General features: G+C 45.8%; 16 protein-coding genes and 3 tRNA genes. 6 read left to right on the top strand and 13 right to left on the bottom strand.

Annotated features, from left to right (window positions below):
* The first annotated feature begins 338 nt into the window (after positions 1–338).
* From FYJ45_RS27470 to FYJ45_RS27450, 5 genes are all read left to right on the top strand, one after another.
* Positions 339–788 (top strand): helix-turn-helix domain-containing protein, encoded by a 450-nt coding sequence (locus tag FYJ45_RS27470; RefSeq protein ID WP_321170326.1) that lies wholly within the window; start codon positions 339–341, stop codon positions 786–788.
* Between the two features lie 32 nt (positions 789–820).
* A complete protein-coding gene (locus tag FYJ45_RS27465) occupies positions 821–1,273 on the top strand; it encodes an ImmA/IrrE family metallo-endopeptidase (protein WP_321170325.1) in 453 nt (150 codons plus the stop codon).
* 16 nt (positions 1,274–1,289) lie between these two features.
* Positions 1,290–1,508, top strand: a complete 219-nt coding sequence (locus FYJ45_RS27460; RefSeq protein ID WP_154468180.1) for a hypothetical protein — start codon at positions 1,290–1,292, stop codon at positions 1,506–1,508.
* A gap of 31 nt (positions 1,509–1,539) precedes the next feature.
* Positions 1,540–2,127: a zinc-ribbon domain-containing protein gene (locus tag FYJ45_RS27455; protein WP_154468179.1), complete on the top strand. Its 588-nt coding sequence runs from the start codon at positions 1,540–1,542 to the stop codon at positions 2,125–2,127.
* A gap of 163 nt (positions 2,128–2,290) precedes the next feature.
* The gene (locus tag FYJ45_RS27450) at positions 2,291–3,478 is read left to right on the top strand and encodes a tyrosine-type recombinase/integrase (RefSeq protein WP_154468178.1); all 1,188 of its coding nucleotides are present in this window, start codon (positions 2,291–2,293) and stop codon (positions 3,476–3,478) included.
* A 95-nt stretch (positions 3,479–3,573) separates the two neighbouring features.
* On the opposite strand, the gene FYJ45_RS27445 is transcribed toward FYJ45_RS27450, so the two are convergent.
* From FYJ45_RS27445 to FYJ45_RS27410, 8 genes are all read right to left on the bottom strand, one after another.
* A tRNA-Gly gene (locus FYJ45_RS27445) sits at positions 3,574–3,646 on the bottom strand.
* An 84-nt stretch (positions 3,647–3,730) separates the two neighbouring features.
* A tRNA-Gly gene (locus FYJ45_RS27440) sits at positions 3,731–3,801 on the bottom strand.
* Positions 3,802–4,231: 430 nt separating this feature from the next.
* Entirely contained in the window at positions 4,232–4,711 is a 480-nt protein-coding gene (locus FYJ45_RS27435) for an immunoglobulin-like domain-containing protein (RefSeq protein ID WP_154468177.1), read from the bottom strand.
* Positions 4,712–4,934: 223 nt separating this feature from the next.
* On the bottom strand, positions 4,935–5,147 hold the full coding sequence (locus FYJ45_RS33350; RefSeq protein ID WP_276891392.1) for a histidine phosphatase family protein: 213 nt from the start codon (positions 5,145–5,147) through the stop codon (positions 4,935–4,937).
* Positions 5,114–5,479, bottom strand: a complete 366-nt coding sequence (locus tag FYJ45_RS27425; RefSeq protein ID WP_154468176.1) for a hypothetical protein — start codon at positions 5,477–5,479, stop codon at positions 5,114–5,116. Before FYJ45_RS27425 ends, FYJ45_RS33350 begins: the two co-directional genes overlap by 34 nt.
* 78 nt (positions 5,480–5,557) lie before the next feature.
* Positions 5,558–5,630: transfer RNA gene (locus tag FYJ45_RS27420), tRNA-Phe, on the bottom strand.
* Between the two features lie 374 nt (positions 5,631–6,004).
* Entirely contained in the window at positions 6,005–6,622 is a 618-nt protein-coding gene (locus FYJ45_RS27415; protein WP_154468175.1) for a GNAT family N-acetyltransferase, read from the bottom strand.
* Between the two features lie 87 nt (positions 6,623–6,709).
* Complete coding sequence (locus FYJ45_RS27410) at positions 6,710–8,128, bottom strand: phospholipase D family protein (protein WP_154468183.1); 1,419 nt, start codon at positions 8,126–8,128, stop codon at positions 6,710–6,712.
* A 497-nt stretch (positions 8,129–8,625) separates the two neighbouring features.
* Between FYJ45_RS27410 and FYJ45_RS27405 the strand changes: the two genes are divergently transcribed.
* Positions 8,626–9,039 carry a TraX family protein gene (locus tag FYJ45_RS27405; RefSeq protein ID WP_154468174.1) on the top strand — a complete coding sequence of 138 codons (414 nt, stop codon included), beginning with the start codon at positions 8,626–8,628 and terminating at the stop codon, positions 9,037–9,039.
* A gap of 29 nt (positions 9,040–9,068) precedes the next feature.
* Here FYJ45_RS27405 and FYJ45_RS27400 read toward each other — a convergent pair whose 3' ends face one another.
* The 5 genes from FYJ45_RS27400 to FYJ45_RS27380 all read right to left on the bottom strand — a co-directional run bounded on the left by FYJ45_RS27400 (position 9,069) and on the right by FYJ45_RS27380 (position 15,606).
* The gene (locus tag FYJ45_RS27400) at positions 9,069–10,556 is read right to left on the bottom strand and encodes a sulfatase-like hydrolase/transferase (protein WP_235931045.1); all 1,488 of its coding nucleotides are present in this window, start codon (positions 10,554–10,556) and stop codon (positions 9,069–9,071) included.
* A complete protein-coding gene (locus tag FYJ45_RS27395; RefSeq protein WP_276891390.1) occupies positions 10,553–11,914 on the bottom strand; it encodes a sulfatase family protein in 1,362 nt (453 codons plus the stop codon). Before FYJ45_RS27395 ends, FYJ45_RS27400 begins: the two co-directional genes overlap by 4 nt.
* A 5-nt stretch (positions 11,915–11,919) precedes the next feature.
* A complete protein-coding gene (locus FYJ45_RS27390; protein ID WP_051358430.1) occupies positions 11,920–12,813 on the bottom strand; it encodes a carbohydrate ABC transporter permease in 894 nt (297 codons plus the stop codon).
* Between the two features lie 62 nt (positions 12,814–12,875).
* A complete protein-coding gene (locus tag FYJ45_RS27385; protein ID WP_025488282.1) occupies positions 12,876–13,805 on the bottom strand; it encodes an ABC transporter permease in 930 nt (309 codons plus the stop codon).
* 148 nt (positions 13,806–13,953) lie between these two features.
* A complete protein-coding gene (locus tag FYJ45_RS27380) occupies positions 13,954–15,606 on the bottom strand; it encodes an extracellular solute-binding protein (protein ID WP_235931044.1) in 1,653 nt (550 codons plus the stop codon).
* Positions 15,607–15,736 lie beyond the last annotated feature (130 nt).

Genomic DNA, 15,736 nt, shown 5'->3' with positions numbered 1-15,736 from the left:
TTTGAATTACATTTTAAAATCCCATGGCAATGGGTTTATTAAGGTTACCCTTTTTTACATCAGCTGCTTGAAAAAAACTTTGTAAACATTTTTCATTTTACCTATTGACATTTCTTAGCTGGACTTTCTGCTAAATAATACTTGTGTTTACTTCGGTTTTATTATATAATTAGGATAACCGATATATATAAGAATCCCGAAGTTTTCTTTTCAAATGTTGGTAGCATTTGAATGTGTTGTATAAGTTTGCTTAAGTACAATAATAGAATACTACGGTTTTCTTATAATGTCAATATATTTTATAAGTTTTCTTAAGCATTATAAAAGGAGTGAAAATCGTGGCAAAAAGTATGTATCAAAAATTTGAAGCCTTTCTTAAAGAAAGAAACCTTTCGCCGTATAAAGTGGCTCTGCAAGCTAATATATCGCAGCCAACTCTTAGCGATTGGAAGCACGGAAAATCCGAACCAAAAAGAACTACTTTAGAAAAGATATGTACTACGTATGACCTGCCGCTTTCATATTTCTATGATGAACCGGCATCCGACAACAAAGAAAACACGCTCACCCAAAAAGATGAACGTGACATAGAAAAACGCCTTGAAGCAGCGCTTGCAGATTTAGAGAATGAACAATCTGCACTTATGTTTTCAGGCGAACCACTGGATGATAAAACACGGGAACTGCTCAAAATAAGTCTGGAAAACAGCATACGGATAGCAAAGATAAATGCCAAAAAATTTACTAATAAAAGATATCAAAAAGATGATGAGTCTGAGCAGAGTTAATCGTCCATTATTACTACTTCATATAGAAGGGTGTGATTTTATTGGATAAAATAATGGACACAGTTCAAAGACTGATACGCCTTGCAGGAACTAATGATCCGTTTCGCATTGCTGCATGCTTAAATATACCTGTGCTATATGAGGACCTTGGAAATATTTATGGATACTATAACATGGTTCTTAGAATGAAACAGATACACATCAACCAGGCGCTTTCAGAATTTGAGCAGACTTTTACTTGTTCACATGAATTAGGTCACGCAGTTTTACATCCAAAAGCAAATACTCCATTTTTGAGAAACAATTCATTATTATCTGTCGATAAATTAGAAAAGGAAGCCAATATATTTGCTTTGGATTTAAGGATCGGAAATGATATACTTCTTGAACATTGCCACTATACTACATCACAGTTGGCAAATATGTTAGGATATCCAGAAGAACTTATAAAACTACGTGTCAATGAATGGATGAAGTTTATATAAGGATAAAAGGTGAGTTATGATAATTGATGGAAATGCTCCTGCAGATTTAACTGGCTTAAACAGACGTGATATTAGAGACATTGAACGTTCTATGGTAAAAGAGCGCGAAAAAATAATGATGGAATTACCGGACGATATAGATATTGAACCTTTAATGCAAGCCATTTACAAAGCGCTTGTTTATTGCAAAAAATTGAATAAAGAAAAATATACACCGAAAAAATATAGAAAATAATTCGGATACTCTTGATAAAGGAGGAATACTTATGGCTCTTATTAAGTGCCCTGAATGTGGCAAGGAAATCAGTAATAAAGCTAGGGCCTGCCCTAATTGTGGTATGCCAATTATACAAGATGATAATCTTTCATTAGAAGCTTCAGAACATGGTATAATAATTTGCAGAAAATGTGGGTATTCCATTCCTGCAAATCATAAGTATTGTGATAACTGCGGCGAAAAATTAGGTAATTGTGTTGAAATAATAAGAAATGACAGTTTTGATATTGATACTTTGGATAAGACAGAAAATACGCACCTGCAACGAGTTTTATTAGACGGTGAGGATGTAAAATTCATTGCAAAAGGAACCCTATTTTCATCTGTTGGAATATTGGTTTGCACAAATATAAGGCTGTTCTTTCTCAATAGGGGAATATTATATGGCGGTATATATAAAGAAATAAATTTGAGGCACGTAAATTCTATTTATAAAAAAAACAAATTACTATATTCGGAAATATATATAGAAACTGGCGCAAGTGTCATACCTGTTCTCAATGTCAAGAAAGAAGTTGCGGATTCATTTGTGCGTTCAGTCAATGAATTATTACGAAAATCACTACCTATGGTATAACCTGTCTATCGTGTAAATAAAAACCGCCCCGGCGTTGGCGCGTCAGGGCGGATATGCACCGGGAGAACCGATACATCTAAGACCTACACCCTGATTGTATCATCTTCCCGGCGTTAAAATCAATAGCAGCGGGCATTTTTATGCCCAAAAGGAGGAAGATTTTATGTCAATTCAGGAAAAAACAAAGTTTTACAAACGGCAAAACAAAGAAATTACAAAGTACTATGCCTGGGTGTATAACCCTAACACCGGGAAAAATGTTTCTGGGCCGCTGCGGGGGAAACGATCCGATGCGGTAAAGGATGAAGCAAATATACTTAAGTCCATAGAGGCCGGAGAAAAATTTGAAAAAGCGAAGGAAAAAGAAAAGATAAGAATCACAGTGAAAGAAGTCTATGATTGCTGGATTGATGCTGCCAAAAATGAATATGCAAACAGCACTTATGAGGTGTATAAATATTATTATTCACACTTCATTAATAATTTATGGGGGGATATCCCCATTCTAAAAATAAAACCTGTTCATATTCAAAATTATATAAATGACCTGGGCAAAGCCGGGGAAGAACATAAAGCATATTCCGCCGAAACCATAAACAAGATTATTAATATTCTTTCTCTTCTTTTTCAATTTTCTATAAATGTACTGAATATAATGGATGAAAGTAAGAATCCAATGAAGGGAATAAACCGGCTTAAAATTGCATTGAGCGATATGGAGACCTGGACGCCGGAGCAACAGGCAGAATTTTTTAATAGTCCTCTGGTTAGGCAGTCTCATTATTTTCCATTGCTCTGTGTAAGCGCTCTTGGGCCTCGTCCTGGGGAAGTTTGCGGATTAGCTGAAAAAGACTACCTGCGGGAGAAAAAGCTTCTTAAAATGTCCCGTGGATACGATAAATATAACGTACTTTCTGACATGAAGAACCACCAGTCCCACCGTCCGTTAAGCTTATCGGATTTTATCTGCCATGCCATTGATCGGCACCTGAACTGGAAAGCTGAAATGCGGCAGCAATACCCAGATTTTGCCGACAACAATTTTCTTTTTGTATCGGCAAAAGGCCGGCCGATAAATCCTGATGTATACTCAAAGGCATATATAAAACTGCTGAACAAGTATAACTCGCAGGCAAGTACGCCGCTGCCGCAGATATCCCTTTATGGTATCCGACATTCTTTCGCAACAAACAACCTGCTCCTGGATGATATCTCACCGGCCCTAGTAGCCGATGTAATGGGGAATAGTGTCAAGACGGTTCTTTCCCGGTATGCCCATGTTACAACAGACATGCGGCGGCAGGTGACAGAAAATTATAGCGAAAAACTGTTTACAAAAAAGAGTGGTTGATATTTCTGTGGTTTTTTTCTGTGGATTTTTTATAAGGCACAAAAATAGCGGCATCTCGAAGTCTCGGAAGCCGCTATTTTACTGGATTCTGTGAGAGCGATAGACGGGGCTCGAACCCGCGGTCTCGACCTTGGCAAGGTCGCGCGTTACCAACTACGCCACTATCGCATTTGATATAGAAGTGACTGCTTCTTCCTGGAAATCAGTCACCTGTGCACAGGAATTAACCTGCTTACGGATAATCTATCCGCAAGCGGGTGATGGGAATCGAACCCACGTATCCAGCTTGGAAGGCTGGTGTTCTACCATTGAACTACACCCGCATATATGTAAAGCGTTCCACGCCCGGCGTTCACCGCCAACAGCGCTTCCCGCGAGATGCCAAAACCCAATCAAACCTGCAGCCAAAGCATTTTGTATGAATTGTGTTTCGAACGAGTTATATATTACCATGCGATAATTTAATTGTCAACTCTAAAAAATATTTTTTTCAGATGTGTCCGCCCTCCGGCAGCTGTGAAGGGACGGAACCATTATGCAGCTTAGGATAAATGTAAAAAAGCTAAGAAGGCAGGCCTGCTGCCCGCCTTCTGCCGTCCCTTGATTAATTCAGCCCTGTCCCTTCCGGATGATCGAGGGTATTGGAATCATAGATCATGGCAAAGCTTATTTCGTAATTGTCGCTCCCCAGATACAGAACAATGTCCACATCATCGCTGCTCCATAGATTTCTGAATTTTACCTCCCCGATGCTCAGGGCCTCACCCTCGGAACTACAGTAGCCATACAGCCTTCCCTTACCCTTTTCTTTCTTAGGTTCTCCGTAATATAGGCATCCTCGCCCTCCACGGCATCTTCATAAATGATCAGGCTTTCCCCATTATCCTCATCCTGCTTTGTAAAAAGCTCTCCTGTTTCGTAACGCTGTATCACCTCCGCACTGTCGCCCAGTTTGGCATTTCTGAAAAGACAGTCATTTCCGCTGCCGTCTTTTGCGGTAAAAACAATTTCATAGGTCCCTTCCGCATTCAAATCGTAATCGCCGCTGGCTTCCACGGTACAGCTGTCTGCGTCAGCAGCCTCCGCATTGCTTTCCGGCTGATATGAGCTTCCCTTTGCCACATATACAGTATCCTTAAGCACCGTCAGCTCCGGGGGCACTGTGTCCGTCACATGAAAATCATATTGAACCTGCTTAATATTGCCTCTTTTATTTTTTACATTGAAAAGCACCTGATAATCACCGGCCGCATTACAGTCAAAGCCGCCGTTCCAGCTCTTTTTTCAGGTTTGACGCCTGTACCGCATTCACAATAACAAAAACCAGAACTACTGCTGCAACCGCCGCCGCTGCAATTATAATTTTCTTTTTATTTTTCTGCCAGAAACCAGGCGCCTGGGCTGGCTGCTCTTGCTCTATACCCGGTCCATCCCCCCTCGATTTTTGTTCCGCATTTCATACAAAAAGATGAATCACCAGGTAATTTTTCACCAAGTTATAAAAACCTATCTCCCACTTATTTTTTTCCTGATACAACATACTGATGCATGCATTCTTCAGCTGGGTCTTGCCAGAACCAATCTCATGTCCGGAAACAACTGCAAGCAAGGCATTAATCCATGCACCATGAGAAACTACTGCAATTGTACTTTCCGGACAAGCATCCACAAGTTTATTAATTGCCCGAAATACCCGTTTTCCATCCGTTCATTTTGTCTCTCTGATATGCTTTCTTCTTTTGAAGCTGTTTCCTTCTCTAATGTTTTTTCTTCCTCTGATTCTTTTTCTGCATTTAGAACACTTTCCTCTTCTGATGCCTTTTCTTCCTTTGATGCCGTTTCTTTCTCCGTATCTGTTTTTTCCTCTTCCTCCAGCCTCTTTTCGTTTTCTTCTTTTACTCTTTCATAATGTGCTCTTACATTATATCCGCAGTCAGGACATGCTTCGGCCGTATCCGATACTCTTTCCCTGCCGCATTCAGGACATTTAACCAGCGCCATAATTCAATCCCCCCAAATCACTGTTTTTCTATACAAAAAAAGGTAATTACCTCATATATCAGTAATTACCACCGTAACTGCCCAGAACCGGAATCGAACCAGTGACACGAGGATTTTCAGTCCTCTGCTCTACCAACTGAGCTATCTGGGCCTGCCGCATATAATATTTTATTTGCAACATGGATTATTTTATCGGCTTTTCTTTTAACTGTCAAGCGTTAGATTGTATTTTCATGCATATTTTTGTATTTTCATGCAGCTGTCTCTTTTCACTTCCAATAACCTTCTATTCTGAAAAGCCTCTCACAACTTCCCAGTCCCCTTCTGTATCCTTCTATATTTTTACAATTATTTAAGTTTTCTTAATTGATACCCTTTTTTATATGTACAAAAATTGAACTTTGCCGAAAGAATAGATATCAGGCAAGTTCATGTATAAAATACCAATAGGTGAAAATAAAAAGCCTTTAAGATAATTGGTAATCCTATTCAAAAAAGTAAAAGGCGTAATTTTTCATATAATAATTATAGGGATCTCTTTAATAAATACCCCTGTATCCGACCTAAAATCGCCGCAATCCGCTCTTCCCCTACCGCAGAACAAGGGATGATTTCCGCCGGCTGCGGATCATGTGAGCCAATTGCCTTGACATAGCTGGATACATCCAGCCATTTGCCCATCTTATATCCGGTATTATGGGACACTCCCTCAAGCGTAAAGCCCATTGATTTATGGAGGGCATCGCTTTTTTCATTGGGGCTTGTTACCAGGGCATATGCATTTTTTACATTCTGGCATTTCAGTATTTCTATCAGGGCCTGATACAGGGCTTTTCCCATGCCCATTCCCGTGCAGTTCTCATCCACATAAACGGAAAGCTCCGCGTCCCACTGATAAGCCGCCCGTTCTTTGAAACGATGGGCATAGGCGTAGGCTGTGATTTTTCCGTCCATTTCACATACCAGATAAGGGTATGCGCCGAGGATGCCGGCCATCCTCTGTCGGAAGGCCTCCACTGTGGGCACCTCATATTCAAAGGTAATCGTTGTCTTGCGTATATAGGGTTCATAAATCGCCAGGATTTCAGGCGCGTCCTCCATAACAGCCATTCTCATGGTAAAATTTTTTGCGTTTGTTTCCATACCGAATTTCCATGCCTTTCTTTTCGCTTTTTTCTTATGTTAATTATTCAGGGGAAATCTGTAACTGTTCAGCCTCTTCCGGGATTCTCAGGCCAGCACACGCACCGGCTGGAGCAGAAGCCCCACCACCTTCCAGGCCGCTCTTTTCCAAAAGGGGACTTCTGCCACAGTCACATGATCGGGGACGATATAATTATGCGTATCCACCACAGTGCGGCAGTCCTTTTCGATTTCGCCCATATAGCCCAGGAGCTGTCCGGTCAGTTCTTCGCTCTGGATTACCAGCATAAGCTCCGTATCCATATAGGTACTGCGCAGGTCAAAATTATAGGAACCTATGGCGCACAGATCGTCATCTATCACCAGGGATTTTCCATGGGTGGAGTAGCCGCCGTCATACTCGTACAGCTTGATGCCTGTAGCCACCACATCCTTTTTATGGTACTGATAATCGCTGGAGGCCACAAAATTATCTCCGTTTTCCACGGAGTTGATGACCATTTTCACATCAGGGACCGTGTTTACAATTTCAGAAAGCGTCCGATTCATATAGTCATTGGTCACTACATACGGCGTGTGGATGACCACTCGTTTTTCCGCCCGTTTCATCAGCTCGGTCAGCGTATAAAAGACGTCCGGCTCCTTGCCGTAGATTCCCGTGGGGCCTGATACAAGGCGTATCCGGTTCGTGGGCACAGTATGGGACAGATAGTCATAGGAGCCGTCAAAAAGCTCCTTATAATTTTCCTGAAGAGCTTCATACCTTTTCTCAAGGAGCGCCGTCTGCTCTTTTATGCGCTTTTTGTCCCGCAGGCTTTCATCATCATGGAAAAGCCTGCATTCCGGCATATTCCATACGCCTTCAAAGTATTCCTCCACCTGAAAAAGCGAGCTTTCATGGCTGTCAGCGCCGCCCTGCCCGGTATTGTAAACCAGCACCTCCCGGTCCAGGCTCTTATTTTTGGTATCATAATCTCCCAGAAAATAATCGAAGGTATTGCGTCCGCCCAGAATATAGGCGCCGTCGTCCACTATAACATATTTATCATGCATCCTGCCCTGGCTCTTCCAGGGGGCAAGCAGATTGATGGGATTGTATATTTTAATCCGGATATTGGGATGGGAGGATACCGCGTAAAATAGCGGGTCAGGCTCCATCCTGATCAGGCCGCTGAAGCCGTCCACGAGAATCTGTACCTGCACGCCCTCTTCCGCCTTATGTAAAATTACGGAAAGCAGATCCTTTGTGCTCTCCCCATTGCGCATGTCAAAAGTACTCAATATAATACGCGACTTCGCGCCGTCCAGCAGACGGAGACGATGTTCCCAGGCACTTTGGCTCGTCTCCAGAATCATGGCCCTGTCCATGCCCGTTTCCCCGCTGCGGAAGTCTTCCGGCCGGAAGGAATCCCCGGCCTGGCTGCTGACCTCCTTATATTTTATAAAAGGCGCCATTGCCCCTACTACCAGGTAAACAACGGCGGATACCACAATTATCAGTATCATCTGTTTTACTTTGATTCTCACGCTATTCACTCCTGTTGTTACAGATTGCACATTCTTAGCTCCGGCCGGAGATTCTTTCTTCCCGGCGGCATGTTGAAGAATATTATAGCGCACATTTCGGTAAATTCAACTGACGCAGAAAGATTTAATATAATTTTTTGAATTTGCCGGAAGGATACTGGAACACAATGTCTTCCTAATGTGTGAAATGCGCTTCTGTGAGTACTTCAGAAATATACCCGTTTTTTAACTGCAGCAAGGTGACAAAAATGTAAGGTATATGAAAGGCAGCATTAAGGTATAAATGATCATTTTCAATTATACTTATAAAAAGTGTGGAAAGCATCCAAAGAAGGTTCGTCCTCAGCTTCATATTTGTGGCTATGGCGTCACAAGGCATCCCGAAAAATATATGCTGCGTCTGTGGGCCGACTCCGTGTTCATGAGTTTTGGGAATAAGCTGATTAACACTTATTTTCCTCTGCCCGGCGGGGGGATTGTCCGTTCCTGTTGTAAGCAGCATTCTGATAGTTCTTACAATACTCGTACCCAGGCTTACCGCCGTTTCCACAGCTATCATAGCCTTCGTCCCATCCCTCCTGTTCTGTGAGGGGAGTTTTGCATTTGTCCTGCTTGGCGTGGGCTTTTACTTTTGTCTGGACAGTAAAAAGAAGCTTTCCCTGTTTTATACGCTGTTCTGTCTGTTTATCTTATTCACGGGCTACCGCTCCGGGGAGGGCCTGCTGAGCGTTTACACCGCGGATACCCAATGGATGATGATATTCGCCCTGCCCGTCATGCTGCTTTATAATAAACAAAAAGGCGCGGGGATGAAGTATTTTTTCTATATCTTCTATCCCGCGCACATTTATCTTTTTGCCATACTTGCTTTTTACTGCGCCGGCAGGTAATTTCCCGCCGGATGCAGCCGCAGCCCCGCTTAATTGTCAGGCCAGTCAGGCGGGCACGCCTCCTTGCAGGGGATATAGTTCTTCCTCCCCTTAGCATAAACGCCCGCCCTCTCGGTCTGTCCCATCCCGTAAACGCCTTCACGGCTGCCATCCATGGCGGGATTCACATATTTGGCAAACCATTCCTCAAGCTCTGCCAGCAGAAGCCGTCTGATCCCTTCATATTCCTCTTTATGGATCAGATTATGCTCCTCCCCGGCATCCTCCGTCAGATGATACAGCTCGTCCGGCCCGTAAGGGTATCTGTGCACCAGCTTCCATTCCCTGGTCCTTATCATGCGGTTGGGGCCGTATTCATCCAGAACAACCACCGCTTCCCCTTCCAGGTTTTCCCCCTCCAGAGCCCTGCGGAAGCTTCTGCCGGGCAGGCCGGACGGAAATTCCTCCTTCATCCCCAGCAGATCCATGAGCGTAGGGAAAAAGTCATACTGGCTGTGCATGCTTGTAACCACCTGCCCCTGGGGCAGCGCCGCGGGCCAGGAAACGAGGAAAGGCACCTTTACGGAGGTATCATACATGTTGAAGGGGAAGGTTCCGTTTCCTTTTCCCCAGATCCCATGATGCCCCATATTCATTCCATTGTCCGCCATAAAGAATATAAGGGTATTTTCCAGCTCCCCTTTTTCCCGCAGGAAATCAAGAATTCTCCCCACGCCATGATCCATGGCAGTAATTGCGGCATAGTAGCCTCTCAGCAGTTCCTTCCTGTGTTCCCCCGTCCCCATGGGAGCCGTAGGTATCTGCCTGGGATGGGGTTCTTTTTCAGGAACGGAGTCAAATGGACAGCTGCGGTAACGTTCTATATACTCCGCAGGATGCTCCTCCTCTTCCCATGGGCTGTGAGGGGCGGTATAGTGCACGCCCAGATAATAGGGCGCAGCCTGCGCGGATAATTCCTCCAGGAAAGTGAGCGCATGATCGGTAATCAGATCCGTCACATACCGTTTTTCCTGATGCAGGACACCATCCTCCACCATATCCGGGCGCATATAATGGCAGCCGCCGCGTCCGATTGTATACCATTTGGAAAATCCATGCTGCGGGCGCAGGCTGTCCCCCAGATGCCATTTACCGGACAGGGCGCAGGTGTAGCCGTGCCGTTCCAGCACATCCGTATAGGCGGGCATTCCATCCAGATATCCGATAGGCCTGTCTTCCAGCCTGAACTCCCCGCTCTTCTTAAGCTCCTCCGAAAGCTTCCCCTGATCCACATTTCCCGACGCGATCCAGTCATGCACGCCGTGCTGGGAGGGAATCCTTCCCGTCAGAATCGAAGCCCTCGCGGGCGAACAGACAGGGGAAGTACAGAAAAAATCGGTAAATCTTGTTCCGTGTTCCGCCAGGTAATCCAGGTTGGGCGTCTGTATTTCTTCATTGCCCGCACAGTGCATGGCCCACGCCCCCTGATCGTCCGTTAAAATAAAAATAATATTCGGCATACCCTTTTTCGAATTCAATACCATACCTCCCTTGGGAGAAAGCGCTTCGGCGTACGATACTTCCTATGATGCTCCTTCATCTTCCGTGTCAGCTCCTCCACCACAGCCTGATATTCCTCTTCCTGATAAAGATTCCTTCTCTGCAGAGGATCCTTTTTCATATCGAACAGAACATGGTCATGAAAAATCTCTCCCGTATTTCCCCGGCCTACATAGGCCAGCTCATAGTCTTCCGTCAGTATCCCCGCCCTTGGCACATCGCTTGGATGAATATAAAGCTCCCTTTGATAGTGCGCCTCACCTTTAAGCAGATCCTCTGATTTATCCGTACCGTGAACCGCAAAGGGATAATCAATCCCCGCCAGCCCGGAAAGCGTCACGCCGAAATCAACCACATCCAGATAGGTGCTGCTGCGCACGCCTGTTTCAGCCTTACCCGGCAGGTGCATTACCAGCGGCAGATGATATACGCTTTCATACAGGTTGTTTTTCTCCAGCAGGCCGTGCTCTCCCATATATTCTCCGTGATCTGTGGTAAAAATCACTATCGTGTTGTCCCATAGGCCGTTTATCTTTAGATAATACAGCATTTTCCCCACATTGTCATCAATGCATTTCACAGACCCCAGATACTGAGCCTTCAGCCTGGCCAGATGCCCTTCCCGTTCGAATATGCCCATCGGGAAATAATGGTTCCTTCCCCAGGTATCCCTATCCGCCCAGTCCGGAATTTCCCTGTCATAAAAGCTTTCCGGGATTTCCATCCTCTTCGGATCAAACATGGTATCATAGGGGGGCCTCACCTCATGAGGCTGATGGGGATCCGGAATGCTCACCATCAAAAGGAACGGCTTTTCTTTCTGCCTTTGCTCCATAAAAGAAACAGCCTCATCCGCAAGCCAGTCCGTCGTATAGGTACGTTCATCCCCAACACAGCGTTCCGGCCGGATGCCGTCCTGTGTCCTGATTACGGATTTGCAGTGCCCAAACTCCACCTTATCCTTCCAGTCCTCAAACCCCAGCGGATTATATTCCCCCAGCAGGTCCCCACTTTCCTTGTGATCTGCCAGATGCCATTTTCCGATATACCCGGTCTGATACCCCGCCAGATGAAAAGCCTCCGCGAAGCCGTGCTCCTGCATCCCTACAGGGACGCCGTTCCTGTAGGCCCCGTTGGCATGGGGATAACGGCCGGTCATAAAACAGCCTCTGGAGGGCGTACAGACAGCGCTGGGCGTATAAAACTCATCCAGCGCAAGCCCCTCCTCAGCGATGGAATCAATATGGGGCGTTAATACCTCATGCCCGCCGTAGCAGCCCAGCACATCTCTTCTGAGCTGATCCGTATATATAATAAGCACATTTTTTTGTTCCACAGCATTCACCCCTTTACTGATCCGATCATTACGCCCTTAACAAAATATTTCTGTACAAAAGGATAGAGTACAAGCACCGGCAGGGAAGAGACGATAATTACCCCGTATTTTATGGTACGTGCGATTTCCTTCATTAATTCGATGGATTCCGGGTCCGTCACGGAAGGATCCACGGACTGGCCGGTAATCAGAATGTCCCGCAGGATCAGCTGCAGCGGATAAAGCTTGTTGTTATTGACATAAATCAGCGCATTAAAGAAGGAGTTCCAGTGCCCTACCGCATAATACAGAACCATAATGGCGATGATTGCCTTGGACAGAGGAATTACCACCCTCATAAAATACTGGAACATGTTGCAGCCGTCAATCTCCGCGGCCTCCTGCAGCTCCAGCGGCAGCGTATTTACAAAAAAGGTGCGGCACAATATCAGGTTGAATACGGAAAAAGAGCCAAGTATCATCAGTACATAGGGCGTATCGGTGAGATGCAGCCCTTTGACGATCAAGTAGGTGGGAATCAGGCCGCCTGAAAAATACTTGGTGATAATCAGCAGCTTCATGACAACGCCCCTGCCCGCCATATCCGGCCGGGAAAGGGCATAGCCTGCCGGAATGGTGAGGAACAGGGCAATCAGCGTACCGAACAGCGTATACCGGATGGTGTTGTAATAACCTGTCCAAATCCTCCTGTCGCTCAGGATATAACGGTAGCCCTCCCAGGTAACCCCCTTGGGAAAAAGCAGAACCTTCCCGGAGGCCACCAGCTCCGGGCTGCTCACAGATGCAATGATAACGAACCACAGCGGGTAAAGCACCGCCAGTGTAAGCAATATTACGCTTGCATAGACAATTGTCAGAAATACCTTATCCGACAGGCACAGCCGTTTAAAATTTTTCATAATTACCTCTTTCTGCATATCGCAGGCATGCCTGCAATGCTGCGTCTTTCAGACCTTGCCTCCTACCACAGACTGTTTTCCGAAGTCCGGCGCGCAATCGTATTGACAGCCAGAAGCAGCAGCAGGTTTATCACGTTGTTGAAAACACTGATCGCCGCCGAATAGCTGAACTGCCCGCCCTGGATGCCCACCTTATAAACATAGGTGGAAATAATTTCGGAATAATCCAGGTTAATATTGTTCTGAAGCAGGAATACCTTTTCAAAGCCCACGTCCATGATCTCTCCGGTACGCATGATGAGCATAATCACCATTGTGGGAATAATAGACGGTATGTCGATAAAAAGCATTCTCTGGAATCTGGTCGCACCGTCCACCGTAGCCGCCTCGTGAAGCTCCGGCCCTACGGAGGTGAGCACCGATATGTACATGATGGACCCCCAGCCGATTCCCTTAAGCACTCCGGACCAGACATAAATATGCCGGAAATTCGCAGGATTTGACAGGAAATTCACCGGATCTATACCCAGAATCATCAGAATCTGGTTGATAATGCCGTCGCTGGCAAGAAATATCAGAATCATGCCGCAGAATACCACTGTGGAGATGAAATGCGGCGCATAGGTCACCATCTGGGAAAACTTTTTCAGCTTTTTGCTGCTGATATAATTCAAAAACAGGGCAAACAGTATGGGCAGCGGAAATTCCGCTATCAGAGAATAAAGGCTCAGCGCCAGCGTGTTCCATACCAGATTCGTAAACTGATAGGATTCAAAAAAAGTCTTAAAGTGCTTCAGGCCCACCCAGGCGCTTCCCCATATGCCATCGGCAACTCTGTAATCCTTAAAAGCCAGCTGGATCCCATACATGGGAAGATAGCTGAACAGCAGGACATAAATCATCATGGGAAGGACAAAAAGATAGCAGCCCCAGCTTCTTCTCAGTTTTTTCAGGCTGCGTCCCCTGTTCTTATTCATTTTGTTACTTTTCATATATGCTCCCATCTGCGCGCTGAAGCGCACATAAAAATAAGGGAGTGTGAAACCGCTTTTTCACACCTGCTCCCGTCCGCGCATTTTGGCGCGAGTGTAATTCAACGGACCAGCCGCGGGGTTAAAATCCCCGCAGCCTGCCCGCGCCTTATTTGTTCATGGAGTCCACGAATTCCTGGCAGAGCGCCGTATATTCATCCACCTTCAGGCTCTCCAGCTTTTTCAGGTGATCCTGCCATTTCGCGTCATCGATGCCGTTAATGATGGAATCCGCAATGAATTTCTTAAGGTAAGTATCAATATCCGCACTCAGCACGGATCTTCTCTCCGCATTTTCCAGGGAAGCGGTTCCGGCTGGCAGGGATACCACGCCATATTCCATCTGTTCCTTTACAGCCTCCAGTTTCAGATCTCTCGGCCATTTGTCATCGTAAATAAGTTCAAGGTCATATTCGTTTCTCCACAGGGAAGGGGTAACGCCGGCGAAGCTTTCCGCATTCCTGTACTCAGCCTTTGTCTTGTAGCCGCCGTGTTCTTCCAGCACCTGGGCATCCATGGTGAGGAACATGGGAACCTCTTTGCCGTCCTTTTCCACAATATCCCACCATACGCCGCGTTCCCCGCGTCCCCATAACAGCGCCTGCTCCAGGGTGGAATTGATATAGTCATACCATCTTACCAGCGCCGCCGGGTTCTTACAGTTTTTGCTGATGACAAATCCGCCTGTCCTTGTCACATTATTGATGCCGACCATCCTGTCCCCCGATGCATTTTTCAGAAGAGGAAGCGCACGGAAGCTGTCCGTATCGGCGGTTCCGCAGTCCCCCGGATTGTAGCCTGCCAGCATTCCCACCTTGTTGCCGGAGGAATCCCTTGCCGCATACTGATCGTCGCTCAGGGTAAAAACATCCTTATCGATCAGGCCTTCCTTATATAAATCATTCAGATATGCAAGCGCATCATAATATCCCTGTTCCTTTGCGCTGAAAATTACCTTATTATCTTTTGTAAATACATGGTTGCTGTTCTCTATCACGCCGAAGGCGCCCATCATATTGTCAATAGCATTTCCCCATTCCCATGCGGAATTGAAGGTAAAGGGGATTTCGTCCTTTTCCCCGTTTCCGTTGGGATCCTGATCTCTGAAGGCGATAAGCACCTCCTTCAGTTCCTCGGGGGTTTCCGGCATATCCAGCCCCAGCTTATCCAGCCATGCGCCGTTAATCCAGTACTGGGTATCAATAATATTCTGTGTGGATTCATCACCGGTGGGCAGGGAACGGATTTTGCCGTCAGGGGAAAGCAGCGCCTGCGGATAGTCGTCCCTGGTGCTGAAAAATTCGGTTACGGCCGGCGCATACTGATCCAGATAGTCATCCAGGATCGCCAGCTGTTCAAAGTTTCTCGCCATATCCACATCCCCGATAATCGCATCAGGAAGGCTGTCCGTGCTGAACATGATATTTATTTTCTCATCCCAGCCGGAGGCGGGTATTTCCATCCATTCAATATGAATATTTGTCGCCTTTTCCGTTTCAATGACACAGTTTTTCTCAGCGGCCGATTTAATGGAGCTTCTTTCCGGCACTGCTATGACAAAGGTCTCCGGCTCATTTACAATGGGAAGTCCCTCCGCATTGAAATTGCTGTCCACTTCGGCTGCCGCCGTCTGCGTCTCCTTAGATACGGTTTCGCTGCCGGCTTCTTTATTATCCGAAGCGCCGCATCCGCCCAGTATGGTTCCTCCAAGCATTACCGCACTCAATATAAGTGCACCAATTTTGGTAAATCTCTTCTTCATTTACCTTCCTCCTAGTATAATAATGGTGTAGTCAAGAACGACTACTGGTTAACAGTTACAAAGTCCAATCTAATAAATCTATATAGATATAACGGAAGGAGGAGTTCCCCCTCCATCAGAAGTTATAGGA

Source organism: Eisenbergiella porci (genome assembly GCF_009696275.1).
GTDB classification, from domain to species: domain Bacteria; phylum Bacillota; class Clostridia; order Lachnospirales; family Lachnospiraceae; genus Eisenbergiella; species Eisenbergiella porci.
This window is presented reverse-complemented; position numbering and strand designations above follow the sequence as displayed.